This is a genomic window from Pseudomonas sp. P1.8 (genome assembly GCF_001269805.1).
In the GTDB taxonomy this organism is placed as follows: domain Bacteria; phylum Pseudomonadota; class Gammaproteobacteria; order Pseudomonadales; family Pseudomonadaceae; genus Aquipseudomonas.
On record NZ_LHVM01000013.1, the window covers coordinates 517,263 to 542,627 of the forward strand.

At 59.7% G+C, this 25,365-nt stretch carries 24 protein-coding genes; 7 read left to right on the top strand and 17 right to left on the bottom strand.

Annotation, left to right across the window (positions count from 1 at the left end; translation table 11 throughout):
• Window positions 1-9 precede the first annotated feature (9 nt).
• Genes AD668_RS13010 through AD668_RS13030 form a run of 5 tightly spaced genes read right to left on the bottom strand, consistent with a single transcriptional unit; the run spans window position 10 to window position 4,692 of the window.
• Window positions 10-1,158 (bottom strand): ABC transporter substrate-binding protein, encoded by a 1,149-nt coding sequence (locus tag AD668_RS13010; RefSeq protein WP_053159291.1) that lies wholly within the window; start codon window positions 1,156-1,158, stop codon window positions 10-12.
• Window positions 1,159-1,207: 49 nt separating this feature from the next.
• Window positions 1,208-1,771: an NADPH-dependent FMN reductase gene (locus tag AD668_RS13015; RefSeq protein WP_053159293.1), complete on the bottom strand. Its 564-nt coding sequence runs from the start codon at window positions 1,769-1,771 to the stop codon at window positions 1,208-1,210.
• A gap of 13 nt (window positions 1,772-1,784) precedes the next feature.
• Window positions 1,785-2,978, bottom strand: a complete 1,194-nt coding sequence (locus AD668_RS13020; RefSeq protein WP_053159295.1) for a CaiB/BaiF CoA-transferase family protein — start codon at window positions 2,976-2,978, stop codon at window positions 1,785-1,787.
• Entirely contained in the window at window positions 2,975-4,144 is a 1,170-nt protein-coding gene (locus tag AD668_RS13025; RefSeq protein WP_053159296.1) for a S9 family peptidase, read from the bottom strand. Before AD668_RS13025 ends, AD668_RS13020 begins: the two co-directional genes overlap by 4 nt.
• 20 nt (window positions 4,145-4,164) lie before the next feature.
• Window positions 4,165-4,692, bottom strand: a complete 528-nt coding sequence (locus AD668_RS13030; RefSeq protein WP_053159299.1) for a VOC family protein — start codon at window positions 4,690-4,692, stop codon at window positions 4,165-4,167.
• 118 nt (window positions 4,693-4,810) lie between these two features.
• Between AD668_RS13030 and AD668_RS13035 the strand changes: the two genes are divergently transcribed.
• Both AD668_RS13035 and AD668_RS13045 read left to right on the top strand, forming a co-directional pair.
• Window positions 4,811-5,614 carry an IclR family transcriptional regulator gene (locus AD668_RS13035; RefSeq protein ID WP_053159301.1) on the top strand — a complete coding sequence of 268 codons (804 nt, stop codon included), beginning with the start codon at window positions 4,811-4,813 and terminating at the stop codon, window positions 5,612-5,614.
• A gap of 430 nt (window positions 5,615-6,044) precedes the next feature.
• Window positions 6,045-6,950: a LysR family transcriptional regulator gene (locus tag AD668_RS13045; protein WP_053159305.1), complete on the top strand. Its 906-nt coding sequence runs from the start codon at window positions 6,045-6,047 to the stop codon at window positions 6,948-6,950.
• Here AD668_RS13045 and AD668_RS13050 read toward each other — a convergent pair.
• Both AD668_RS13050 and AD668_RS13055 read right to left on the bottom strand, forming a co-directional pair.
• On the bottom strand, window positions 6,940-7,716 hold the full coding sequence (locus AD668_RS13050) for a substrate-binding domain-containing protein (RefSeq protein ID WP_053159308.1): 777 nt from the start codon (window positions 7,714-7,716) through the stop codon (window positions 6,940-6,942). The genes AD668_RS13045 and AD668_RS13050 overlap by 11 nt on opposite strands.
• A gap of 24 nt (window positions 7,717-7,740) precedes the next feature.
• Complete coding sequence (locus AD668_RS13055) at window positions 7,741-9,033, bottom strand: MFS transporter (protein WP_053159309.1); 1,293 nt, start codon at window positions 9,031-9,033, stop codon at window positions 7,741-7,743.
• A 260-nt stretch (window positions 9,034-9,293) separates the two neighbouring features.
• Here AD668_RS13055 and AD668_RS13060 point away from each other — a divergent pair, with 260 nt between their 5' ends.
• On the top strand, window positions 9,294-10,010 hold the full coding sequence (locus tag AD668_RS13060) for a class I SAM-dependent methyltransferase (RefSeq protein WP_053159311.1): 717 nt from the start codon (window positions 9,294-9,296) through the stop codon (window positions 10,008-10,010).
• A 109-nt stretch (window positions 10,011-10,119) separates the two neighbouring features.
• On the opposite strand, the gene AD668_RS13065 is transcribed toward AD668_RS13060, so the two are convergent.
• From AD668_RS13065 to AD668_RS13110, 10 genes are all read right to left on the bottom strand, one after another.
• Window positions 10,120-10,737, bottom strand: coding sequence for a recombinase family protein (locus tag AD668_RS13065; protein ID WP_053159313.1), 618 nt, complete (start codon window positions 10,735-10,737; stop codon window positions 10,120-10,122).
• Window positions 10,738-10,968: 231 nt separating this feature from the next.
• Window positions 10,969-12,372, bottom strand: a complete 1,404-nt coding sequence (locus AD668_RS13070; RefSeq protein ID WP_082344468.1) for a DUF1254 domain-containing protein — start codon at window positions 12,370-12,372, stop codon at window positions 10,969-10,971.
• Window positions 12,373-12,473: 101 nt separating this feature from the next.
• The gene (locus AD668_RS13075) at window positions 12,474-13,841 is read right to left on the bottom strand and encodes a DUF1329 domain-containing protein (protein ID WP_053159314.1); all 1,368 of its coding nucleotides are present in this window, start codon (window positions 13,839-13,841) and stop codon (window positions 12,474-12,476) included.
• 24 nt (window positions 13,842-13,865) lie between these two features.
• Complete coding sequence (locus AD668_RS13080; protein ID WP_053159316.1) at window positions 13,866-15,773, bottom strand: DUF1302 domain-containing protein; 1,908 nt, start codon at window positions 15,771-15,773, stop codon at window positions 13,866-13,868.
• 339 nt (window positions 15,774-16,112) lie between these two features.
• Entirely contained in the window at window positions 16,113-17,213 is a 1,101-nt protein-coding gene (locus tag AD668_RS13085) for a CaiB/BaiF CoA-transferase family protein (RefSeq protein ID WP_053159318.1), read from the bottom strand.
• A 51-nt stretch (window positions 17,214-17,264) separates the two neighbouring features.
• Window positions 17,265-18,407, bottom strand: a complete 1,143-nt coding sequence (locus AD668_RS13090) for an acyl-CoA dehydrogenase family protein (protein WP_053159320.1) — start codon at window positions 18,405-18,407, stop codon at window positions 17,265-17,267.
• A gap of 14 nt (window positions 18,408-18,421) precedes the next feature.
• Window positions 18,422-19,618 carry an acyl-CoA dehydrogenase family protein gene (locus AD668_RS13095; protein WP_053159322.1) on the bottom strand — a complete coding sequence of 399 codons (1,197 nt, stop codon included), beginning with the start codon at window positions 19,616-19,618 and terminating at the stop codon, window positions 18,422-18,424.
• Between the two features lie 73 nt (window positions 19,619-19,691).
• Entirely contained in the window at window positions 19,692-20,480 is a 789-nt protein-coding gene (locus tag AD668_RS13100; protein ID WP_053159324.1) for an enoyl-CoA hydratase/isomerase family protein, read from the bottom strand.
• Window positions 20,481-20,514: 34 nt separating this feature from the next.
• A complete protein-coding gene (locus AD668_RS13105) occupies window positions 20,515-21,270 on the bottom strand; it encodes an SDR family NAD(P)-dependent oxidoreductase (protein ID WP_053159326.1) in 756 nt (251 codons plus the stop codon).
• A 59-nt stretch (window positions 21,271-21,329) separates the two neighbouring features.
• Window positions 21,330-22,085, bottom strand: a complete 756-nt coding sequence (locus AD668_RS13110; RefSeq protein ID WP_053159328.1) for an SDR family NAD(P)-dependent oxidoreductase — start codon at window positions 22,083-22,085, stop codon at window positions 21,330-21,332.
• Window positions 22,086-22,365: 280 nt separating this feature from the next.
• On the opposite strand from AD668_RS13110, the gene AD668_RS13115 reads away from it, so the two are divergent.
• The 4 genes from AD668_RS13115 to AD668_RS13130 are packed head-to-tail and all read left to right on the top strand — an operon-like array spanning window position 22,366 to window position 25,340.
• Window positions 22,366-23,553, top strand: a complete 1,188-nt coding sequence (locus AD668_RS13115) for a lipid-transfer protein (protein ID WP_053159330.1) — start codon at window positions 22,366-22,368, stop codon at window positions 23,551-23,553.
• Window positions 23,554-23,611: 58 nt separating this feature from the next.
• Window positions 23,612-24,049: a MaoC family dehydratase N-terminal domain-containing protein gene (locus tag AD668_RS13120; protein WP_053159333.1), complete on the top strand. Its 438-nt coding sequence runs from the start codon at window positions 23,612-23,614 to the stop codon at window positions 24,047-24,049.
• Window positions 24,050-24,060: 11 nt separating this feature from the next.
• Window positions 24,061-24,477: a MaoC family dehydratase gene (locus AD668_RS13125; protein WP_053159335.1), complete on the top strand. Its 417-nt coding sequence runs from the start codon at window positions 24,061-24,063 to the stop codon at window positions 24,475-24,477.
• Window positions 24,478-24,509: 32 nt separating this feature from the next.
• Window positions 24,510-25,340 carry an SDR family NAD(P)-dependent oxidoreductase gene (locus AD668_RS13130; RefSeq protein ID WP_053159336.1) on the top strand — a complete coding sequence of 277 codons (831 nt, stop codon included), beginning with the start codon at window positions 24,510-24,512 and terminating at the stop codon, window positions 25,338-25,340.
• The last annotated feature ends 25 nt before the right edge of the window (window positions 25,341-25,365 follow it).

Here is a 25,365-nt window from a genome sequence, read left to right on the forward strand (position 1 = left end):
CCCGGGGGCCTACTTGGTACCGGTGTGAACCACCGGACCCTGCTTGTCGCCGGTGTAGACGCGCACAACCATCCCATTGGGATCGAAGCCGGTCCGCTTGTCGTCGGCAAAGCCATAGCCGGTACCGGTTGCACCCATCACGCCGACATAGGCCTGGGTTGCCTGCATGGCCTGGCGTACTTTTTCCTTGTCGGTATTGCCCGCGCGCTGGATCGCGTCGGCGACCAGCATCATCCCGTCGTAACCGTAGCCATTGAGGTTGTAGGGCTCGTTGCCGGTTTCCTTCTTGAACGATTCGACGAAGCGTTCGACTTCTGGCTTGGCGGGATCAAACGCGTCTACGAAGGCAAGCCCGTCGAGCAAGCCCTTGGCCACTGCGGCGGTTTGCGGCGTCGAGAAGTTGAAGTTACCCAGCAAGGCGGACTTCATGCCCAGCTGGCGATAGGCGCGCAGGATGAGGGCGTTTTCAGGCGTCAGGAAGCCGGTGAGAAAGATGGCCTCCGGATTGGCTGCGCGCACTTTCTGCATCTGCGGCTCGGCCGTGGTGGTACCGCGCGAGATCACCTCCTCGGAGACGACCTGGATGCCGGCCTTCTCAAGACTGGCCTTGAATGACTTGGTGGTGAGTTGGCTCAGCTCCGTGTTGTCGGACACCACGGCCACCTTGCTGTACTTCTTGTTGGCTGCATAGGACAGCAGCGTGGCGATCTGGGTCGACCCCAGCGGGCCGGTTTGCCAGAAGTTGGGATTGCTGAGTTGGGTCGTCAAGGTGTCGCCGCTATTGCTCGGGGCCAACTGGGGGGTCTTCGTTTCCACCGTCACAGTCTGCACTTGTTGCGTCGCCGGAGTCAGCGAATTGGACAGGATGAACACCGCGCCAGCATCCACGAGCTTGCGCGCGGCGGTGGCGGAAATGTCCGGACGGCCCTGGTCGTCCTCCACCAGCAGTTCGATCTGGCGGCCGAGCAGGCCACCCTTGGCGTTGAGTTCCTTGACCGCGAAGGTGACGCCGGCCGAGACCGGCTCGGCATACGGTTTCGCCGGCCCGACCTTGTCGGTGATCATGCCGATTTTGATGGTGTCCTCTGCCATGGCCGGCAGCGCCACCAAGAGGGTGCAACCAAGGGCTGCTCGAATAGCTTTGCTGAATGTGTTCATGGTTTGTCCCGGATTGTTGTTATTGGGATCGCAGTTTTGGTAATCGCAGTTATCTATTGCGCGGGGTGACCTGTGTGATCCATTCGTTGAAGGCGTGCATTTGCGCGCCCAGTAGCCCGCGGGTCGTTTCATCCACGAGCCTGCCTTCGGCGTCGAACCTCTGGGCACAAAGACCGATGAAGATCTCCGGACGAGGCAGCACGATGGCTTCCAGGCAGCCCAGGACCTTGCGCAGTTCGTATTGCTGCCGCGCGCCGCCGACAGGACCGGGGGTAACCGACAGCAGCGCCACAGGCTTGTTCTTGAAGGGCTGGGGCGTCGTGCGGGACAGCCAGTCGATCGCGTTCTTGAGCGTGCCGCTGATCGAAAAGTTGTACTCGGGGCTGGCGATCAGCAGCGCGTCGGCGCACCGGATTTCTTCGGCCAGACGCAGGACTTCTGCCGGAATACCCTGCTCCTCGACATCGCCGTCATATACAGGAATGCCCCGCAGGCTGCCTTCGACCATTCGCATATGCGAGGGCATGTTTTCTGCCGCCGCGAGCAGGCCACTACGGTTGTAGGACTGATGCCGCAAGCTGCCGCAGATACCCAGGATTTGTAGATTCTTCATGTGGTTGTTTTCCTTAAGCAATCACTGCTGACTCGCGCAGCCGGTGGATGTCTTCTTCCGATACACCTGCAGCGCGCAGGACCTCGGTGGTGTGCTGACCGAGGTCAGGGCCCATGCTCGTGATCTGCCCCGGCGTGGCACTGAGCTTGGGGGTGATGCCGGGGACGCGCAAAGTGGACCCGTCGGCGAGGGAGACCTCAGGCACCATTTCGCGCGCCAGGAACTGCGGGTGGTCGATCATGTCGGCCACCGTGAACACTCGGCCGGCGGGGACCTTCGCATCTGCGAGCGCCTGCAGTGCATCGACCAGCGAACGCTGCCGGGTCCATGTTGCAATGGCTTCGTCGATCACGGTCATGGCCTTGACTCGTCCCGGATTGCTAGCGAGTTCCGGGGCAACGCCAAGATCATTGCGTCCAACCAGCGCCATGAGCCGGCGGTAGATGCTGTCGCCATTACCGGCGATCAGCACGAACTGCCCGTCTGCGCAGGGGTAGGCATTGGTGGGGGCCACACCAGGTAACGCGCTACCCGCCGGTTCCCTCATCATGCCGAAGCGATCGAATTCGGGAATGGCGCCCTCCATCATGTTGAACACCGATTCGTAGAGGGCGACGTCCACCATTTGGCCCTGGCCGCCGCGAACGTCGCGGTGGTAGAGCGCCATCAGCAGGCCGATCACGCCATGCAAGGCTGACAGCGAATCACCGATGCTGATGGCGGGCCGTATCGGTGCGCGGCCCGGCTCGCCGGTAATGTGGCGCAGGCCGCCCATCGCCTCTGCGATAACGCCGAAGCCGGGCTGGTCACGCATCGGACCAGTCTGTCCGTAGCCGGAGATGCGCAGCATGATCAGGCGTGGGTTGAGCCGCGAGAGGGTCTCGAAGTCCAGCCCCCAGCCCTCCAGCGTGCCTGGTCGAAAATTCTCGATCAACACATCGGCCTCCATGGCCAGGCGACGCACCAGGGCTTGCCCCTCGGGGTGCTTGAGGTCCAGAGCCAGCGAGCGCTTGTTGCGCGACTGCACATGCCACCACACCGAGGTCTCGCCCTCGGGCGTGCGCCATGTCCGCAAGGGATCTCCGCCTTCGGGCGGTTCGATCTTGATGACGTCGGCACCGAAATCCGCCAGTGTCTTGGCAGCAAAGGGACCCGCAATCAGGGTACCCATTTCAATCACGCGCAGACCGGAAAGTGGAGTTGTCATGGGAGTCTCCTCTCGTACTGTTCGGCCCAGCCGCCGATCAAGGCGACAGCCTTTTTCAGGTGTTCCGGCTGACCCTTGAAATAATGGTTGGCACCGGGCAGCAACTCGAAGCGCTTGTCGGTGCTCGCGCAGGCCTCGTAGAGCAGGCGCATGTCGGGCTGTGGGACGGCGTCGTCGCCACCATGCTCGATGGCCAGCAACGGCACAGTGATCGCTCGGGCGCAGGTTTCGCCATCGGCCTGCGAGTCATCCAGTGACCATTGCGATAACCAGGAGCGCAGCATCGAGAAGCGCGCCAGGCCGACCGGTCCGCTGTTAACGGTTTCCGGAACGCCCAGGTAGCAACCGGGGGCCCGATCGTTGGAATCGATGCGCATATCGAGGAAGCGAGGGTCGGCCATGGTGCGATGGGTCACGAAGCCGCGTTCCATTTCGGCCCCGCCGGCGCGGCGCAGTTCGTCCAGGGTTTCGCGCACGCGCACGGTGATGCGTCGAATCCGGGCAACCTGGGCCGCACGGTACTCGGCGAGCCAGTCCGCGGGGTAAGGAGCGCGCACCGGTTGGATTGACGAGTAGATGTCCAGACGCGGATCGCGGCGCGTGGGGTCGTCTTCGTCGAGTACCGAAGGATCGATCCAGTCGGCGAGGCAGCGTGCTCGCGAACGATGCGCTGCTTCCAGCACCAAACCGTCGGCCGGCCAGAGCTGGGCTGCCGTGAGGTCAACCGGATCGCCGGCAGGCGTGTGAGTGATGGTCGGTTGCTGGGCCTGCGACTGATAGAACAGGCTCAGCGATCCGCCGCCGGACCAGCCCAGCAGGATCACCTTCTTGTAGCCCATGACCTCTTTGGCATAACGCACGCAGGCGCCAAGGTCCAGCGCAACTTTTTCGTAGATCAGCGAGGTGTCGTTCTTGGCATAGCGGCTTCCCATGCACAGCACCGAGTGACCAGCTTGTGCCATGGCGCCCGGCAGCGGCAACAGTTGCAGCGTGGAGCTGGGGTGCATCATCAAGAAGACGGTGTGGCGCCCGCCCTCGCGCGGCCGGATCAGCACTCCCTCCAGGTTGACGACGCCTTGACTGCCGACGAAGCCGTAGCTCTCCGTGACCAGGCTGGACTCGGGGTAGCTCACATGCACCCACTGGTGTTCAATATCTTGAGTCATCCGACGTCTCCTTCAGCAACTCAGACTGTTATGGCGCGCCGGGCGGCCTTTTCGGACATCCACTTGCTCAGTTCCACATGAGCTGTTTCAATATCAGAATCAGAGACTGGCTCATCCGACATGTCGATCGTCAATTCCAGGCGAACGCCATTGGGGTCGAAGAAGTAGATAGAACGTACGAATCCGTGGTCGGTGATGCCGAGCACCTCGATGCCGGCACTTTCGAGTTTTTGTCGAACTCGCTCCATGGCACCCATCGAGTCGACCTTCAGCGCCAAATGGTTGACCCAGGCCGGAGTGTTGGGGGAGGGCTGCGCCGCCGTGTCGTCGCCAAGGTCAAAAAAGGCGATTGACGAACCATCGCAGAGATCGAAGAAAAGATGCGCGTAGGGGCAGTTCTCCCCCGTGCTGGGCACGCTGTCCGCAAGCACGACGTGGGTCAGCGGCAAGCCCAGGATGTCCTCGTAGAAGGCGCGGGTTTCCTCTGCGTCGCGGCAGCGCCAAGCAAAGTGGTGAAGACGCCGAATGGGTTCAAAAGTCTTGGGCATGGGGCAAAGCCTCTATGTTGTTGTTGTTGTTTTGGAGAATATGAGGAAACTAATGCAAAGTGTCAAATATTGAGATTTTACACACGACCAACGGCAATCACCCTGGAGTCCCCGCTTGATGAGCAAATTCGCCCGAATGACCGACGTGCTGGATCTCTTTTCCGAGAGCGATACCCTGCTGACAGCAGAGATGGTCGCTGCGCGCCTTCAACTGTCTCGCCCCACGGTTTTCCGTTACCTGCGCGAGTTGTCTACGGCCGGCTTCCTGGCCAATTACTCCGGCCACTACTCGCTCGGAGCGCGGATCATCATGCTGGACTACCGGATTCGTCAGTCGGACCCGCTGCTCAAAGCGGCACGCGAACCCCTGCAATGCCTTTCCGAGGAAACCGGATTCACCAGCTTCCTTTGCCGCATGTACAACGACGAAGTTGTTAATGTGTACCAGCAGGTCGGCCGCTACCCAGCGGGTGAGGCCTTCGCGCGGGGACATCCGATGCCAATGTTTCGCGGCGCGCCGTCGCAAGTCATGCTCGCCTTCCTGCCGCCGGCGCGCCTGCGCAAGATCTGTGAAAGGCATATGGACGACCCCGACCTGCAACGGCTGGGTACCGACTGGTCTGCGCAGAAGGCCCACTTCGCCGGTGTACGGAAGCGGGGGTACTACCTCTCAGAGCAAGAACTGGAGGCCGGAGCCATGGGCTTGGCCGTTCCCATCCTGATGCCACCTGTAGGCCTGGTGGGGTCCATCGCCCTGGTTTTCGACGTGGAACGGCTTGCATTGATCAATGTCGATGGCTGCGCGGCGCTCGCCCAGCGGCAGGCGATCGAGATTGCACAGCGACTCGCCGGGCTCGCTGCGGGAACCCGGAACGAGGGCACCGATTCAATCTTGACCCGTCCGGCGTCAACTAGGGCTTAGGTTGGTTTTTGTCGGGCAAAGCAGAATGACCACGCAGGATCAAAGGGGTTGGCCGCACTTCGTATTTTCACGTACCGAACGTTTGGAATCGTCGAAGCGCGAAAAAGCCACCGCCGCTGAAAACACCACCGACTTTGGTTTTCGCTGCAAATACCCAGCTTCGGTATCGGGATTCGGGGAGCAATGGAGCAGTAAACGTGCTTAAGCTCAGTACCTCCCCACAAACCCGCGCGCAGCCTGGGCGGTTTCATAAAATCACCGTTTTATGAAACCGCTCCGAGGATGGTCAAAGATGAATTTCTTGGTTCTTGCTGATCGTTGCCAGCCCATTTCGCACACTGTCTCCAACCTCACCGGAACCTGCATTGTGGAATAATTTTGTAGATTCATAGGATAAGCTGATCAATCTGTCTGATTCCGAGTGCGCACCATGGCCATCAACTTCGACCTCAACGACCTGCAAGCTTTTCGCGCCGTGGTCGAGCAGGGCAGTTTTCGCAAAGCCGCCGACACCGTGCGTATATCTCAGCCTGCGCTGAGCCGGCGCATCGAAAAACTTGAAGACGCCCTCGGGGTACGATTGTTCGAACGCACTACACGCAAGGTCAGCTTGACTCAGGCCGGGCGCGGTTTCATGCCCAGCGTCGAGCGCTTGCTGGACGATCTGGACGTGGCGCTGCTGGGCATCAGCGAAGTCGCCTCGACCCGGCTCGGCCATGTCACGGTGGCCTGCGTGCCCTCGGCAGCGTATTACTTCATGCCGCGCGTGATCGCGCATTACCACCGGCAGTTCCCGAAGATCAAAGTCAAAGTGCTCGACTCTAGCGCCCACGACGTACTCAGCGCCGTCGTCAATGGCGAAGCAGATTTCGGTCTGAGCTTCATGGGTACGCTGGAGACTGAAGTGGAGTTCGAGCCATTGGTGCAGGAAGGTTATGTACTGGCCTGTCGGCGCGATCATCCGTTGTCGGGGCGAACCAGCCTGACCTGGGAAGAGTTCTATCAGCAGGATTACATCTCGCTGGACAAGACCTCGGGCAATCGCTTTTTGCTGGATCAGGCGCTGACCGGAATCGTGCCGCAACGGCAGAGCATCTGTGAAACCCGGCATGTGACGACGATGGTCGGCTTGGTGGAAGCGGGGTTGGGGGTAGCGGCAGTGCCGCTGATGGCGATGCCGGCAACGGATCACCCGATTCTGACGCGGGTGCCGCTGACCGACCCGCAGGTGATGCGCAGTGTCGGCCTGATCAAGCGCCGGGGTCGCACGTTGACCCCGGCTGCGTTGGAACTGGAACGGCTGGTGGTGGAAATGAAAGTTCAGGTCAGCGACTGACCGAATCCAGCCCGGTTGCCTTCACATCCGGTTGAGCGGCCGAGGACGCCAGGTACTCCAGCAACGCCTTGGCTTCAGCCGGGTGTTGCGCGCCCACGGGAATGCCGGCAGCGAAGCGCGTTACCGATTGCACCGACTCTGGGATCTTCGCCACAAAACTTACGCCGGGCACGGGCAGCAATTCGCTGACCTGCTGGAATCCCAGTTGGTAGTCGCCTGTGGCAACCACCGAACCCACGGGGATTTTCGGGATCATCTTCGATTTGGGTTTGAGTTGATCCTCAATGCCCAGGCGCTTGAACAACTGATCCTCAATGTATACGCCGCTGGCGCTATCGGAATAGGCGATGGACTTCGCGTCGAGCAAGGTCTGCTTCAGTCCGTCAACGGAGCTGATGTCCGGCTTCGTCGCGCCCTCACGCACGACCAGCCCGATTCGGGAATCGGCCAGTTCAACCCGTGACGCCGGGTCAACCTTGCCTTGCTTGATCAAATCATCGAGGGCGTAGCCGACCATGATCACCACATCAGCTTTCTCACCACGGGCCAGGCGATTGGGGATCGCTTCTGGCGCCTTGCCCATCGAGGGGCCAAGGGCGGTGAACAGCGTGTTGTCGGTGGACGCGGCGAATTTCGGCCCGAGGACTTTGTAGGCAGCGGTGAAACCGCCGGAGGTCATCACGCGGATCTCTTCGGCCTGGGCAACGGTGCTCAGGCCGAGGCTGGCCACCAAGGCTAGGGCGGCAGCATTGAATAATTTTTTCATGGTCATTTTCTCTAAATTGCAGGTTCAAGACATCGCTGGTTGCAGGCGGCCAGTGGAGCGGCGATAGAGATACAGCGTCGCGCACAAGGCACAGAGTGCGGCGAAGCTCATCCAGTATCCGGGTGCGGCTTTGTCGCCGGTGTACTGGATCAGGAAGGTCGACATCGCCGGGGTGAAACCGCCAAACACTGCTGTGGCCAGGCTGTACGCCAGCGAGAAACCGGCGACACGGACTTCGACCGGCATGATCTCTGTGAGCGCCGCAATCATCGCGCCGTTGTACAAACCGTAAATGAACGACAACCACAGTAAGACCAACAGCATGTTGACGAAGCTCGGCGCGTTCACCAGGTACGTCAGCGCCGGATACGCGGTAGCGAGGGTCAGCAGTGCCATGGCGATGAGCACCGGACGCCGACCGATACGGTCAGATAATGCACCGCCAATGGGTAACCAGAAAAAGTTCGAAACACCCACCAACAGCGTCACTAATAACGCGTCGGATGTGCTCAGGTGCAGCACGGTTTTACCGAATGTTGGCGCGTACACGGTGATCAAATAGAACGCGGTGGTGGTCAGTGCGACCATCATCATCCCGGCAAATACGATTACCCAGTTTTGCGCAAGGGTACGGAACACATCGCCCATACTCGGCCGGTGCTTGCGTGCGGCGAACTCCTCGGTTTCTTCCAGATTGCGACGCAGGAAAAAGATGAACGGGACGATCATGCAGCCAACGAAAAACGGAATTCGCCAGCCCCAATCGGCAATCATCGCAGGCGCCATCCACTGGTTCAGTCCGTAGCCCAACGCTGCTGCAACGATGATCGCAACTTGTTGGCTGGCCGATTGCCAACTGGTGAAAAAGCCCTTGTTGCCGGGGGTGGCAATTTCCGCGAGGTACACCGAGACACCCCCCATTTCCGCACCGGCCGAGAAGCCTTGCAGCAAGCGACCGATCAACACGATGGCTGGGGCGAACAGTCCGATGGTTTCGTAACCTGGCACTAACACAATCAGGATCGTGCCGCTGGCCATGATCGACAGCGTCACGATCAAGCCTTTGCGCCGACCTACATCATCGATATAGGCACCCAGCACCACCGCGCCCAATGGACGCATCAGGAAGCCAGCACCGAACACTGCAAAGGTCATCATCAGGGAGGCAAATTCACTGCTGGCCGGGAAGAACACGGCGGCAATCTGCGTGGCATAAAAACCGAAAAGGAAGAAGTCGAACTGCTCAAGGAAATTACCCGAGGTGACCCGGAAAATCGCACTGGCGCGTGAGCGCCCGGAAGGAATTGATGCTGTCATTGGCTTGTACTCCACCGCTTTTATGACGTGCACCGCCTGGACGCGCTGCACGGTTCTTATTGGGGAGAATGGTGGAGCAGGATGATCGATATGATAAGTGCATTGTTGGAATGCATTAATGCATGAAACTGATCAATGCAAGCAGAGGCATCCACCGATGCATTCCATGCATTCCATGCAGGAATGCAGTACATAAAATTAATGAATTTTTATTATCGCCATAGATGACCTAACTTGATTCAAGGACATGGAGAACCGCCTTGAAATCATTACCTCTCAATCCCGCTGAAAAATTTGATACCACACGAGCCAATGAGTACGGACGACAGAGCCGTATTGCGTTGGCAGGCTATGACGCCTGTCACGACCTTGCTGCCTGCATGCTGGCAGCAAGCCTCAGCAGTACAGGCTCGGCGAAGATACTGGTCGTTGGCGCTGGTGGTACGGCGCAGGAAATCATTGCAATGGCGACCTTGGAGCCCAGTTGGCGCTTTACTGCGGTTGATCCATCCGAGCCGATGCTGGCGGCTGCGAAGCACCAGTTGAAAACGAACGATTTGCTTGAAAGAACGCAAATGCATCTTGGACATGTTGAAGATCTGGAAGCCAACCAGTCCTACGACGCAGCCACCTTGATCGGCGTCCTGCATCATCTCGAGGGTAATGATGCCAAGCGACAACTTCTGCGATCTGTTCGGGCTCATTTGAAGCCGGGTGCGCCGCTGATTGTCGCGGGAAATCACTACGCTTATTCCAGCCAACCGCTATTGCTGGCGGCTTGGGGTCAGCGGTGGCGGCAGCAAGGAGCGAGCCCGGATGAAGTGACCGTCAAGCTGGGGAAAATCCTCCAGGGCGCTGATCCGCCACATTCTGAGGCGGCGGTTCAAAAACTGTTGAACGAGGCCGGATTCGGGGACGCTACGCGCTTCTTCAGCAGCTTGTTCTGGGGGGGCTGGTTGACGACCAAAATGGTTTGACGCTGGACGCGACAGGCAGCTACTGGCCGATTTCTGTCTGTCACGAGGGGCGAAAGAACGACCCATAGCTGATAGGGGCGACAGGCAGAAATCGACCGTGGATTCGCATTCAGGCGCTGGCCAAGTCCCTGATCCTGAGGACTGTGGTGGTTGAGCAGTTGGCGTGCCTGGCTGTTGCGCGGATGCCAAGGCCTGCACCGAGCAGTTCCGTAACGCGTTTGTGCAGATCTTCATCGACCGGTCGGCCCTGATACTTACCCGCAGCTTTAGCCTTCTCGATACCCTGGGCCTGGCGCTCGCGGCGTTGCTCGTAATCCTTACGCGCAATGGCGGCCATCATTTCCACCAACATCGAGTTGATAGCACCCAGCATCCGCCCGGTGAACTCGTCGCCCTTCGTGTCCTTAATTCCCTGATGACTGGTCGGTAGATCGAGCGCGACGATGCGCAGGCCCTTGGAATCAATCGTGGCCTTGAGCTTCTGCCAGTCCTCCACCGGCAAGCGTGAGAGCCGGTCTATCGACTCCACCAGCAGCACATCCCCCTTGCGCGCATCCTTGAGCAGACGCAGCAACTCGGGTCGGTCTGCGGAGGCGCCGCTGGCATTCTCCAGATAAACGCTCGCGATGACCTTGTTATGGTCGCTGGCGAACTGCTCCAGCGAGGCCTGGGCGCGGCTAGCGTCTTGTTCTTCGGTGGATGCTCGGAGGTATGCGCGGATGAACATGATGGGTGCCTGTATCAGTTAGGGTGTCCTACTAATACTGTTGCGCTATGGGTGTTACTTATCAAGCGGAAAGCGAAAATAAATTCGAATCAGCGCGTATCAGCTCAGGCATACCCTTTGTTACGCAGGGAGGGGAGTGACGAAAATGGGTTCGGAATAAAGGGAGTCGGATTGCACCAACTCCACTTGACCTGCATGCAAGACACTGTGCGCTAGCGTTGGTATCTCTTTTCAGTCCACGCGCTTGATCGCAGGGAGGCGATAAGAGCCATCAAGCACGGATGATCCAGGTCCGTAGAAACGCAGGGTCAGGTTGAACGGCCCGGCCGGTGCCGGTAGCCAGTTTGACGTGTCGCTCGGGCGTTCCTGCTGGATTAGCAGGGTCAGCGAACCGTCTGCGGCCGGTTTGAGTCCCGCGGTCATGCTGCCAATGCTGTATCGGCCGAATGAGTTTTCGACAAACAGCATATCCGCGCCGTACATCGACAGATTCCAGAACAACGAGGCAGGCGGTTGCTGGCCCTTGGCGAATTGCATGACGTACTTGTGTTTGCCATCCAGAGCGCTTCCCTGGTCGTCCACCTGTGTGTTGGGATATAGCACTTGCTCCGATAGCTGTGCACCAATCACGTTTTTGGCCAGCGCAGCGCGCATCGCGTAATCATGACCAGCTCGGCCACCGACCATGAAGTAACGCCAGCCGTTGGTGACTTCGCCCAAATTCTTCCAGCGCTGATCGACGATCTGCTGGGCGGCCGCAACAGCACGGGTCAGCCCACGCAAGGTCGCCTCATCGAGTGAGCGCCAATCAAACCCCTTTTCTGGGCTCAAGCCAATCAGGCGCAATTGCGTCATGAACGCCTCATCCTGATCGCCACTCGCCGGCATGAACTGCTGCATGGCGTGCCCGAGCTGGTCAAAAAAACGCACGCCTTCCGGGGCCGTACCATTGAAGACAGGAATGTCTGCGGTACTCGGCTTGTATTGCAGACCATCGTGCAAATAAGCGGACAACGGCATGATCTGGAAACCTTTTTGCGCTTCGATGGCGGCGGCGACATCCTGCTCACCGTTGGCGAAAATACGTACCGCAATTACCCCCCACTTGGTGCGGCTCGGCACCTGGGTCATTTCACGAGGCACCGTGCCATGAAAGTCCGGACCGGTGATCAAGTAGTCGCCCGGTTGAGCGCCTTTGATACCACCAATGTTGCGGGTGACTTCATCGAAGGTGTTGCCAATCTGGGTCAAATACCAGCGTGGTTCAGTCAGCGCGGGGACATGCACAACCAGCGGTTCCTTGGACACGTCAAAGCGCGCGTAGGCATCGATCGTCACATTATTGGGTGTGACAACCGTGCGGTCCTTTGCTGTTTTCAATGCGCTGTACTTGCGCAGGGTGTTCATGCCCACGGCGCCGGCCTGAAGACTTTTCGGCCCCGTCACATCATAAAAATACAGGGGAAAGCCCCACAGGTAAGCCTGCACACCAAGGGTGTAAGCGTTTTCTTCGCGGGCCTGTTCGGCTGAAAGGATAGATGTTGCTGGCGCGTCGTTACTGGCCGATTGTGCGGGGAGGGGAAGAAGTAGCGAAAGACTCAGACCGATGGCCAGAGCGAGTCTTGTCATTATCATGTTCGGTTCCTTGACGAATGAAGATGCCTTTCACTTGGAAAGCTGCATCACGTGCTTCATCCGTCATCCAGATGAAGTACGTGATTAAGCACAACCGACGCTTAACGAATACCGGTGTTTCGCAGTGCAGCGGGGGTGAAGTCGGTCATGGTCGGACGGTAACTATAGTCCTGCCCGCGTTTGTTTTCGTTCTGCAGGTTGGAAACGACGTAGCGCCCGGCGATCAGGTCATACACCGTAATAGCAGCGTAGTTCGCGGTGCCCTGGACATAGTCGTTGACCAGAAGACCTTCCCCGACCCGCCACAGTTGACCGCGACCGTCGTAGTGGTCGATTTCCAGTACCGCCCAGGTGTCCTCGTCGAAGTACATGTGTCGCTTGGCATAAATATGCCGCTCGCCCGCCTTGAGTGTGCCTTCGACTTCCCAGACCCGGTGCAGTTCGTAGCGGGTAAGGTCCTGGTTGATGTGCCCGGGTTTGATGATGTCTTCGTACTTCACCTTCGGCGAAAACAACGTGTAGTTGTTGTATGGCACGTACATCTCTTTCTTGCCGATCAGTTTCCAGTCATAGCGGTCCGGAGCACCGTTGTACATGTCGTTCTGGTCGGCAACGCGCAGGCCATCGGCGGCGGTACCCGGGCCGTCGTACGCCACCTGCGGCGCACGACGCACACGACGTTGACCGGCACTGTAGGACCAGGCCATGCGCGGGTCTTTGAGCTGATCGATGGTCTCATGGACCAGCAACACGTTGCCCGCCATGCGCGCCGGCGACGTGACCTCCTGCTTGGCGTAAAACAGCACGTTGGCGCTTTGCTGCGGGTCGGTATCCTTCATCTGCCAGGGAAAACCGACGCTCTGCTGGACATTGACGAGGGTGTAGCTGCCATTGACCTGCGGCGTCGCCTGTACCAGGTTTTGCATGAAACTGGTGCCGCGGTAGCGGGTCAGGTGATTCCACACCACCTCAAGGCCAGACTTCGGAATCGGAAACGCGGTGTAGTGCGACTTCTCGAAGTTCTGCAAGCCATAACCATCGTTCACGGCGACGGTGTTCAGCGCGCTGGACTTCACCGCGGCATAGACATCCTGTGGCGAAGACGCGGTACGCTGAGTCTTGTACACCGGAATCTTGTACGTGTCGGGATAGCGCTGAAACATCGCCATCTGGCCCGGCGTCAACTTGTCCTTGTACTGAGCGGCGGTGGCGGCCGTAATGACGAATTGCGGTTTCTCGCCTTCGAACGGATTGCCGATAAAGTCGTTTTGCACCGGGGCGGCACTAGGCTTGAGGCCGCCGGCCCAGGCTGGAATGCTGCCATCGGCATTGCCTGCTTTCTCGCCACCCAGTGGCGTCAGGGTGGTGCCCAGTTTGTCGGCTTCCTGTGGCGAAACGGCTGCCATCACGCTACTGGCCAGCAGGGTCAGCGCCAAAGCACCGGCAGTCAAAATTGTGGTTTTTTTCATTTTTTATCCTCTGCCTGTCGGCTGTCAAAAGTTCACGCCGACGCTGAGCGCAACGTAGTCGCGGTCGCCGTTGGTGTTGAAATGGCCGCCGAAGAAATCCGTGTAGCTGAGACTGGCGGTGTAGAGGTTGGCGTAGTCGGCATCCAGACCCAGGCTGACGGCTTTGAGGCCTTCCTCGAAGTTCGGGCCGTTACCCTCGACGTCATGGGACCAGGCGATGTTCGGCGCCAGGTTCACGCCGGCGAACACGTTCGGGTAATCCAGACGGCCGCGCAGGCGATAACCCCAGGAATCGGTGGTATAGAAGCCGTGGCTGTTGCACTCCTGCTGGGGGTTACTCGGCCGGGTAACACCGGCTGCGGCGCCGGGAACCTGGCTTGCCGCACCCGCGCAAGTTTGCGGTCCGGTGGCGCCCGCGCCAGGTCCGGTTGCCAGTTCGCCCGCACCGAAAATCGTGCTACGGCCAAATCGCAGATCCGTGCCATCCGCCTCGCCCAGACCATTGATGCGGTTGTATCCGACTTCACCCACCACGGTCAGACGACTGGCGCCCATCACCTGGTCGAAGAATTGCGTGGCACTCAATTGCGTTTGCAGTACCGGCATCCGCTCATAGCCCTTGAGCGGCGCTCCGGCGACGTTTTGCGATGCGCCAGAGATGAACAGCGGCGAGTTTTTGTTGCCCGTCGCCGCCAGGTTCAGGTCGCCGCCATTGAGTTGCAGCGGCATGTTCGGGCGGAAGCTGATTTCGCCAGCCAGGGCGGTGCCATCGACGTTGGTCGAGAAGCTCAGGCCGTAAAGACGAATGTCCTCTGGGTAGACCACGTGGTAGCTGGCCGTGCGGATTGAGTTGATAGCACCAGGGACAGTGGCCGCACCAGCACCGGTATTGGCGATATTGGTGGCGCGGGTGAAATCCAGATTGGGGTTGCGGGCATGATAGTTGAGGAAGTAGGCACCGAACTCGGTGTCATTCAAGTCCGGCGCAAACCAGCGCAAGGCCACGCCAAACTGGCCGCTGTCCTTGGCGTCCTTGGTCTTGGTGCGCGTCACGTAAGCATCATCCACGCCACCGCCCTGTGCTGCAGTGCCCGCCACCTGCAAACCAGATCCGGTGTTGGTCGCTACACCTGGAGGCAGGTCAAGACCGGCGATCACTGCGCGGTCGTTGCAGCCTTCAGGCGTAACATCGTTACCGAAGAAGGTGCCGCAGTTGTCCAGGACCGAGGGTGCCCATTCAATCTGGTAAAAAGCCTCGGCGGTGACGTTCTCGGACAGGCCTTGCGAGACATACAACATGTTCACCGGAATCAAGCCTTCCTTGACCTCGGCACCGGGCCGCCGCAGAGCCGCCACGTCGATCGGGTTGATGCTGTTGATCGAGTTACCGATGAAGGTACTTTCGCCCCAGCTCACCACCTGCTTGCCCAGGCGCACGTTGCCCTGCAATTCGTCGAGTGTGTAGTTGTGATAGACGAAACTGTCGAGGAACATCGCTCCGGACGACTTCGCCGCACGTTGGCGGCCATTATCATCGATGTCGTAAAACGGCCGGCTCTCGTCCATCAATTCGAAATCGTACCAATACTTGCCGCGCACGAAAGCGCCGCTGTCACCGTACTTCAGTTCCAGGTCATGCACGCCTTTGAAGATCTTCGAGAATGTCTCGCCCTTCTTGAAGTTCAAGCGGTTGTCATCGCTGGTACGCGCAGATGCGTTGCCCCTGACCCCTTGGGAATTGAAGTTGGAGATAAAGTCCGGGTCTGGTGCGCGTACGGACCAACTGGACCCAAGCGACAACGAACTGTCGAAGCTGCCCTGAATCTCCCCAATGCTGAAGTTGACTGCGTAAGCCGGTGCATTGATGCCCAAAGCAACAGCCGTGGCCAGCAGTTGCGGCCGAAAAATTCCGCGCATTGTTGTTTTTCTCATGCGGTACTCCGAGTGGGGTGAAAAGTGTGTAAGCGCTGAACCCGCTTGCGGGTAATTGCCGACTGACTGGTCAGTTCTCAGTGCCGTCCCGATGCTACGGTCCACCGCGCCTGAGCAGCCCACTCGGGAGGAGGGGAAAAGGAGTGGGGAGAGTGGGGAGAGTGGGGAGGGGGTGGTTCGCTCAAGAATTTCGAGGCGAACGAAAAACCTGTAGGAGCGAGCTTGTTCGCGATAGCTTCAGCTCAGTCAACGTTGATGTTGAATGTGCCGTCCTCATCGCGAGCAGGCTCGCTCCCACAGGTTCCGGGTTTTATCTGATTGGCATCGGCCGTACGAGCGTCAAGAAGACTGCCAGACGGAACCTTTTGCCGGTGAGTTCAGGATGCCCATGATCTGCTCGGTATGTTCACCCGTTTTCGGCACGCTTGCAGGCTGTACCACCTCGCCATTGAAGCGCGGTGCGACGGCGGTTTGCAGCAACCCATCGCGCTCGAACCAGGTTTCACGAGCGGTGTTGTGCGGATGCAGCGCGGCTTCGCTGGGTGCCAATACCGGGGCAAAGCACACATCGCTACCTTCCAGCAGTTCGCACCAATGTGCGCGTGTCTTGCTGGAAAACAGCTCGGTGAAATGCTGGTGCTGTTCTTTCCAGAACCGGCGATCCCATTGCCAGACAAAGCGCGAGTCAGCCTGGAGGCCGAGTTTTTCCAGCAGCAGTGAATAGAACTGCGGCTCGATCGAACCCAGCGTAATGAATCCGCCATCAGCGCAGCGATAGGTTGCATAGAACGGCGAGCTGTCATGAATATTCTTGCCGCGTTCATCACCCATAAAGCCCAGGTTACGTGTCGAAAGCATGAGCTGGAGCATGTGTGCCGAACCGTCGACGATGGCCGCATCGACCACCGCCCCTTTGCCGGTGGCCCGTGCGTTGAGAATGCCGCTCAGTAAGCCGATGGTCAGGTATAGCGCGCCGCCACCGACATCGCCTAACGTGGCGAATGCGGAGGAGGGGGGAGCTTCGGACGCACCGTTGTGAAACAGCGCGCCGGACAGCGACGCATAGTTATTATCGTGCCCGGCGACCTTGGCCAGCGGTCCGGACTGACCCCAGCCGGTCATGCGGCCGTAGACCAGGCTCGGGTTACGGGCCTGGCAATCTTGCGGCCCAAGACCCAGGCGTTCCATCACGCCAGGGCGCATGCCTTCGATCAGCGCGTCTGCGTCTTCTATCAGGCGCAAGACCAGCTCCCTACCCACGGCACTTTTCAGATCGGCGATCACCGAACGCTTGCCTCGGTTGAGCACGTTGACCCTCGACGCGCCACTGGCATCGCGCTCAACCGCAATCACTTCAGCGCCCAGATCGGCCAAATGCATGGCCGAAAACGGGCCAGGACCGATACCGCAAATTTCCACAATCTTTATGCCTTGCAGCATGAAAACACCTCAACGGTTACACAGGTTGCAGCCGGGGAAAAAAGTACGGGCTCATGCGACATCCATCAGGCGGCTGTACGCCGCGAGGTGGTAGTCATCATCGCCAAACTGATGGCTGAACATCACCAGTCGCTTGGCGTGGTGAGAGAGGTTGTATTCCTCGGTCATGCCAATCCCTCCGTGCAGCTGGATGGCTTGCTCTGAGATGTGGCGCGCGGCGCGGGTGACAATGAACTTGGCCGCGGCCAGGGCACGGCTGCGTTCAAGGCTGTCGGGGTCGTCGGCCACGCAAGCGGCAAGAATGACCATTGACGCCGCCTGATCCAGTTCACTGCGCATGTCCACCATGCGGTGCTGAAGTACTTGGAACTTGCCGATGGGCTGACCAAACTGTTTGCGGGTCTTGAGGAAGTCCAGGGTCAGGTTGCAGGCCTCTTCCATGCTGCCCAGCGCTTCAGCGCATTGTGCCGCGATGGCGCGACCTTGTTGGTAACGCAGCGCCGGGAAGGCCTCGCCGGTTTCGCCCAGTTGCTGGGCGTCACTGACAAATACGCCATCCAGGTAGAGTTCGCTGGCCCGGCGACCGTCGATGGTTTGATAATCGCGGCGCAGAACATCCGCGTGGGCAGGGTCAATCACGAACAGGCCGATGCCGGATTCGTCATCCTCCTCACCCTCAACGCGGGCGGACACCAGAACCAGGCCAGCAAACTGAGCGCCGATGACCACCGATTTGCGACCGGACAGACGCCATCCTCCGGTGGCTGGCGTGGCGCGAGTTTGCACGGAGCTCAGTTGGTAATGACTGTCCAGTTCTTCGGTTGCCACGGCGACCTTCAATTCGCCGCTTGCAATGCGTGGTAATAGATCGTTTTGCTGTGCCGGGCTACCCAGTTGGCTAATAAGGCCGCCGGCCAGAATCACCGAATCCATATAGGGTTCAAGGCACAGTCCACGGCCGAGTTCGGTCATGATCAGCATGGTGTCCACGCTATCACCGCCAAAGCCACCCAGTTGCTCGGCGAACGGTACGGCGGTCAGGCCGAGTTCGCCGAGCTGAGCCCAGAACAGCGGGTTGAATCCGGCTTCGCTGAGACGAAAACGCTCGCGTTGCTCGAAGCTGTAGTGGTCGCGAACCAGACGCGCCACGGTGTCCTGCAGCATCTGCTGCTCTTCAGTCAATTTGAAATCCATGATCGGGCGGCCTTTTACAGTTCAAGAATCATCTTTGAGACGATGTTTTTCTGAATCTCGTTGGAACCACCGAAAATCGACAGCTTGCGCAGGTTGAAATACTGACCCGACACCGTGGAGCTGTATTCGGTGTGGAGCAGATTGTCGGTAGTCACTTGTTCTTGTTCCGCATCCAGGAACGGCAGCGCGTAAGGGCCGACAGCCTTGCGCATCAGGTGGCTCAAGGACTGGCGAATCTCGGAGCCTTTGACCTTGAGAAACGAGCTGGCGGCGCCGATGCCGCCGCCATCACGGGCGGCGGCGAGCATCCGCAGCGTGCTCATTTCGGCTGCGATCAGTTGCATTTCCACTTCGGCGATTTGTGCGCGAAACAGCGGGTCGTCGATCAATGGCCGGCGATTACGCTGTTCCCGGCCAGCAATGTGCTTTAGCTGGCGTAGCTGCGCTTTCGAGGTGCCGATGCCGGCGACGGTGGTGCGTTCGTGGGTCAGCAGGTACTTGGCGTAGGTCCAGCCGTGGTTTTCCTCACCCACCAGGTTGGCCACTGGCACGCGCACGTCGTCGAAGAAAACCTCGTTGACTTCATGGTCGCCGTCGAGGGTGATGATCGGCCGCACGCTGATCCCCGGACTTTTCATGTCGATCAGCAGGAATGAAATGCCACGTTGCGCCTGGGCTTCGCTATTGGTGCGCACCAGACAGAAAATCCAGTCGGCGAACTGAGCCTGGGTGGTCCAGGTTTTCTGACCAGTGACGACGTAGTGATCGCCGTCGCGCACAGCGCGGGTCTTCAGCGAGGCCAAGTCGGAACCGGCACCGGGTTCGGAATAACCCTGGCACCACCAGTCGGTGCCGTCGAGGATGCGGGGCAGGTAATGGGCTTTTTGCTCTTCGGTGCCGAACTTGATGATGACCGGGCCCACCATCACCACCCCGAACGGTAGTACCGGCGGCGCACCGAACGCGGCGCACTCGTCTTCGAAAATATGCTTCTGTACTTCGCTCCAGCCAGTGCCGCCCAGCTCCGCCGGCCACAGGGACGCGTACCAGCCGCGTTCGTTCAGCGCCGCCATCCAGCTCACGTAATCGTGCTTGGTCAGGCGTTTGCCCAACCGTCCTTTGGCGGCCAGCTCCGGGGGTAGCTTGTCATGCAGAAAAGCCCGCACTTCCTCACGGAAGGCCAGTTCGGCCGGCGTGTATTGGATGTCCATTGAAAGGTTCTCTAATGAGGAGAGGGTAGGCGGCGCGCGGGGCAGATCGAATAGGCCTGCGCACCGGCTCGCATCAGGCGCCGCGGTAGACCGGGGAGCGCTTCTCTTCGAAGGCCTTGATCGCCTCCTTGTGGTCGGCACTGAAGAAGTTTTCCTTCTCGAGGGCTAGCGAGGTATCGAGGACCAGGTTGACGGTGTCGCGCAGGATCTTGTTGACGACGGCCTTGCTGGCCTGGATCGCCAGGCGCGGACCGTCAGCCATGCGTCGGGCCATCGCGGTGGCGCTGGTCAACACTTCGCCATTGGCTACGACCTGATTGACTAGGCCGATGCGCTCGGCTTCGGTAGCGCTGAGCGTGTCGCCGGTAAACAGGTATTGTTTGGCGCGGGCAGGGCCGACCAGCAGGGGCCAAATAGCACCACCGCCATCACCGGCAGCAATGCCTACGCGTACATGAGGGTCGGAAATTTTCGCTGACTCGGCGACGAAAATCATGTCGCAGAACAACGCCAGGGTTGCTCCAAGACCGGCCGCGTGACCATTGACCGCCGCGATGATCGGCTGTGGCAGTTCAAGCATGTCGATAATGATCTTGCGTGCTTCACGGAACAGCTGATCGATGCCTTGCTGATCGATGTCACGCATCCAGGCGAGGTCGCCGCCACCGCAAAAACCGCGACCTTCACCCGTCAGGACCAGGGCATGCACGCTGCGGTCGGCGGCGATGTCGGCGAATACCCGGGAAAGCTCTTCGTGCAGTGCACCGTTCACCGCGTTGAAAGCTTCAGGGCGATTCAAACGTACGGTCAACACTCCGTTGTCTTTTTCGAAGGTGATGAAGTTGTACTGTTCGTAGTTCATAGAGGCTCCACTAAAAAATGTGCAACTGTCAGGTTTAAGCCGTGTAACCGCCGTCCACTACGAAGTGTCCGCCGGTGGCATATGAAGATCGGTCCGAGGCCAACCAGAGCACCATTTGTGCTTGTTCGGACGGCTCGCCCAGCCGGCGTTGGGGAATGGTCTTGAGCATCGTCGCCAGCGTATCGGGATCGAATTCGCTGCCGACTCCGACGATCATCGGTGTCTCTACGAAACCCGGGCACAGCGCGTTGATTCGCACGCCGTACTTGCCATATTCCAGCGCGGCACTGCGGGTCAGGCCGATCACGCCATGCTTGGACGCCGAGTAGGCGGATGCGCCAGCGGTGCCTTGCAGACCCATGATCGAGGCGGTGTTGATGATCGAACCGCCGCGCGCTTTCATGGCGCGCAGTTCATGCACCATGCAGTTGAAAACCCCGGTCAGGTTCACATCCAGCACGTTGCGCCAGTGCTCCAGGCTTTGGTTTTCGATCAGCCCGGTGGAACCGCTGATGCCGGCATTGTTGAAGGCGATGTCGAGCTGGCCGTATTGGCCCAGCGTTACCTCGACCAGCGCCGCGCAATCTTCCTCGCGGCGCACGTCGACCCGCTGGAAGAAGGCATCACCATCGGATTGGCGAATTTCGTCGACCACGGCTTGTCCTGCCGCGTCGTTCATGTCCGCCACGACCACCCGGGCACCCTCGCGGGCGAACAACAGGGCTGTCGCACGGCCGATACCGGATGAACCGCCGGTGACGATGGCCACCTTGTTTTGCAGAAGTTTCATATCAATGACTTCCATTGCATGTGTCAAAAAATGGGGGGGGGGCGAGCAGGCATCACGGCTCAAACCGATACACCGCCGTCGACCACGAAGTGCCCACCGGTGGCATAGGACGACCGGTCCGAGGCCAGCCACAGCGCCATTTCGGCCATTTCCTCAGGCGTGCCCTGGCGGCGCAAGGCAGAGCTTTTGACGCCCGCGTTGATCATTTTTTCGTTGAAACCGCTGTCCGGGCCGGCGGTCATGGGCGTCTCGATCAATCCGGGGCACAGGGCGTTGATGCGCACGCCGTACTTGCCGTATTCCAGAGCTGCGCTGCGGGTCAGGCCGATCACGCCATGCTTGGAGGCGCAATACGCCGCAGCCCCATAAGTGCCACTGATACCGGCGACCGAGGCGGTATTGATGATGGAACCGCCGCGGGATTTCATCGCGCGCAGCTCGTGAACCATGCAGTTGAAGACGCCCGTCAGATTGACATCGAGCATGCGTTGCCAGAGCGCCAGGCCCTGATCCTCAGTCAAGGTCGGTGCGGCAAAGACGCCGGCGTTGTTGAGGGCGATGTCGAGTTGGCCATATCGCTGCAACGTCGAATCGACCAGCGCCGCACAATTTTCCTCACTGCGTACATCGAGCATTTGAAAGAACGCTTGCGCGCCTTCCTGCTCAATCAACCGCACCACCTCCAGGCCCGCGGATTCATTCATGTCCGCCACGACCACTTTGGCGCCCTGACGCGCGAAGAGCAGGGCAGTGGCCCGCCCGATGCCGGACGCTGCGCCGGTCACGATCGCAACTTTGCCTTGTAGAACCGTCATGGAAACTCCTCTGTGCGTTTTCCGTGCATGGCCAGAGAAGCTAAGGCAGTGGCGAATGATCGGACCCACTCTCGAAGAGTGGCGGGCAGGGAGGGGGTAAAACGCCGTCAGTCAGGCGCGACACCGAACCAGTGGCGAGGAACCCACCCACCCCACCCACTCTTCGAGGGCGGGTCGTATCGCAAGCACGCTACGTATCTTGAAAGTGTGAGCCGGCCCAGCCGTCGCTTGATCTCGTGAACCTGGTGTCACGAGGCACAACCACACAATGGAGAAGACGATGTCGCAGAAAGTGTATGTAGCCGGCGTAGGTATGATTCCGTTTCTGAAACCAGGTGCCAGCGGCTCCTACATCGAAATGGGCGCCGAGGCGACCTGCCTGGCCCTCAAGGATTCTGGGCTGGATTACCGGCTGGTGCAGCAGGCCTATGTCGGGTACGTCTACGGCGATTCCACCTCTGGTCAGTCGGCCCTCTATGAAGTGGGGATGACCGGTATCCCGGTAGTCAACGTCAACAACAACTGCTCGACCGGCTCCAGCGCGCTGTACCTGGCACGCCAGGCCGTAGAAAGCGGTGCGGTGGAATGTGCCCTGGCGCTGGGCTTCGAGCAAATGCAACCCGGCGCGCTGAAAAACCAGTGGGAAGATCGCCCGGCCGCCATGGGCAAAAGCTCGGCAGTGGCGGACCTGCTGACCGCCGATGCCGAAGGCGTACCCATGGCGCTGAAGATGTTCGGTGGCGCCGGTCGTGAGCACATGCACAAATACGGCACGCAAATGAGCACCTTCGCGGCCATCCGCGCCAAGGCCAGCCGTCACGCGGCCAACAACCCGCTGGCGCTGTTCCGCAAGGTCGTGACTACCGAAGACGTGATGAACGATCAGGTCGTATGGCCCGGCGTGATGACCCGCCTGATGGCTTGCCCGCCAACCTGTGGTGCCGCGGCGGCAATCATCTGCACCGAGGCTTTCGCCCGCAAACACGGCTTGCGCACAGACGTGGTGATCCTCGCCCAGTCGATGACCACGGACATGCCAATCGCCTACGAGCCGCCATCGATGATCCAAATGGTCGGTTTCGACATGGCTCAGCGCGCCGCTCATGAAGTGTATGAGAAGGCTGGTGTAGGACCGCAGGACATCCGCGTCGCCGAAATGCACGACTGCTTCGCCCACAACGAACTGCTGACCTATGAATCGCTGGGTCTTTGTCCGGTCGGTGGCGCCGAGCGATTTGTGCTCGACGGCGACAACACCTATGGCGGCCAAGTCGTCACCAACCCGTCGGGCGGGCTGCTTTCCAAGGGGCACCCGCTGGGCGCCACTGGGCTGGCGCAGTGCTACGAACTGACCCATCAATTGCGCGGCACGGCTCAGGACCGTCAGGTACAGGGTGTGCGTCATGCGTTGCAGCACAACCTCGGACTGGGCGGCGCTTGCGTCGTGACGCTCTACGGCCGCGGCTGATCCATTGGACCCGCCTCCAAGGGCGCGGGTCTGAGAACCCTGATAGGAGAGTAGTGAAATGGCAGACAAGAGTCTGATCGGCCGCTCGCTCGGCGTCACCAGCGCCGAAGTGGAAAAAGGCCGCCTGCGTTTCTTCGCAAAGGCGATTGGTGAAACCGACCCGGTATACACCGACGAAGCTGCGGCTCAGGCCGCTGGCTATAAATCCCTGCCGGTACCACCAACGTTCCTCCTGTGCCTGCAAGGCGAGGGGCGCGACCTGGTGGAAATGTTGGACATCTACGGCTTTGACCTGGGGCGCATCCTGCACGCCGAGCAATCGTTCGTGTACCACGCCAGCGCCGTTGCCGGTGACACGCTGACTTTCGATTCCCGCGTAGTCGATGTCTACGAAAAGAAGGGTGGCGCCTTGCAGTTCGTGGTCAACGAAACCCGCGTGACCAATCAGGACGGCATCCACATCGCCGATGTCCGCGGCACCCTCGTTCAACGTTGAGGAACATACCCATGAATATTCAATACAGCGATATCCACGAAGGTGATGAACTGCCGGCGTTGAACCTGCCAGCCATCAACCGCACCACCCTGGCCCTCTACTGCGGCGCTTCGGGTGACCACAACCCGATCCATATCGACATCGACTTCGCCCGCAAGGCGCGCATGCCCGACGTATTTGCCCACGGCATGTTGTCCGCCGCCTACTTGGGACGCCTGCTGACCCAGTGGGTACCGCAGCAACAGGTGCGTTCGTTGTCGATGCGTTTTACCGGCATCACCCAGCTCGGCCACACGCCGACTTGCACAGGCAAAATCACCGAAAAATTTGAAGAAAATGGCGAGAAGCGTGTGCGCCTGGCGATCCACTGCGCCAACCAATATGGCGAGGACAAGCTTGTCGGCGAAGCCGTCGTAGCGCTGGTCTGAATCCTCCAACTCCCTATCCTTGGAAAACAATAATGAAAAAGCTCGAAGGCAAAGTCGCTCTGATCACCGGTTCCGGTCGTGGGATTGGTCGCAGTGTCGCCCTGCAACTGGCCGCCTATGGCGCCAAAATCGTGGTCAATGACCTGGACGCCGCGCCCGCCGAAGAAGTGGTCGCTGAGATCCGCGCCGCCGGCGGCGAAGCCGTGGCCTGTGTCGGCAGTGTCACTGCCGCCGATTTCGCTGAGCGCTTTGTGCAGACCGCCGTTCAAAGTTTTGGCGGCATCGACATCATCGTTAACAACGCCGGCTACACCTGGGACAATGTGATCCAGAAGATGACCGATGAGCAGTGGTACGCGATTCTCGACTGCCACCTGACCGCACCTTTCCGCATCCTGCGCGCCGCCCAGCCGGTCATCAGCGCTCAGGCCAAGAAAGAAGTCGCCGAAGGTCGGGAGGTTTTCCGCAAGGTGGTCAACATTTCTTCCGTTGCTGCCGGTGGCAACGCTGGTCAGGCTAACTACTCCTCGGCCAAGGCGGGCATCCTCGGCATGACCAAGACGCTGGCCCGCGAGTGGGGCCGCATGAAGGTGTGCGTCAACGCCGTAGCGTTCGGCTTCATCGATACGCGTCTGACTCAGGCACTGGCCGGCAACGAAAGCAAGACCGTCAACATCGAGGGCCGCGAGATCAAGGTCGGTGTACAGCAGGCCATGGTTGACGGCGCCAGCCAGATGATCCCGCTGGGCCGTCCGGGCACGCCGGAAGAAGCCGCAGGTTCGGTGGTGATGCTGTGCCTGCCGGAAGCCAACTACGTGTCCGGCCAGACCCTGGTCTGCGGTGGCGGTCACGGTGCTGTTTAAACACTGATCGTGAAAATCCCGGCGC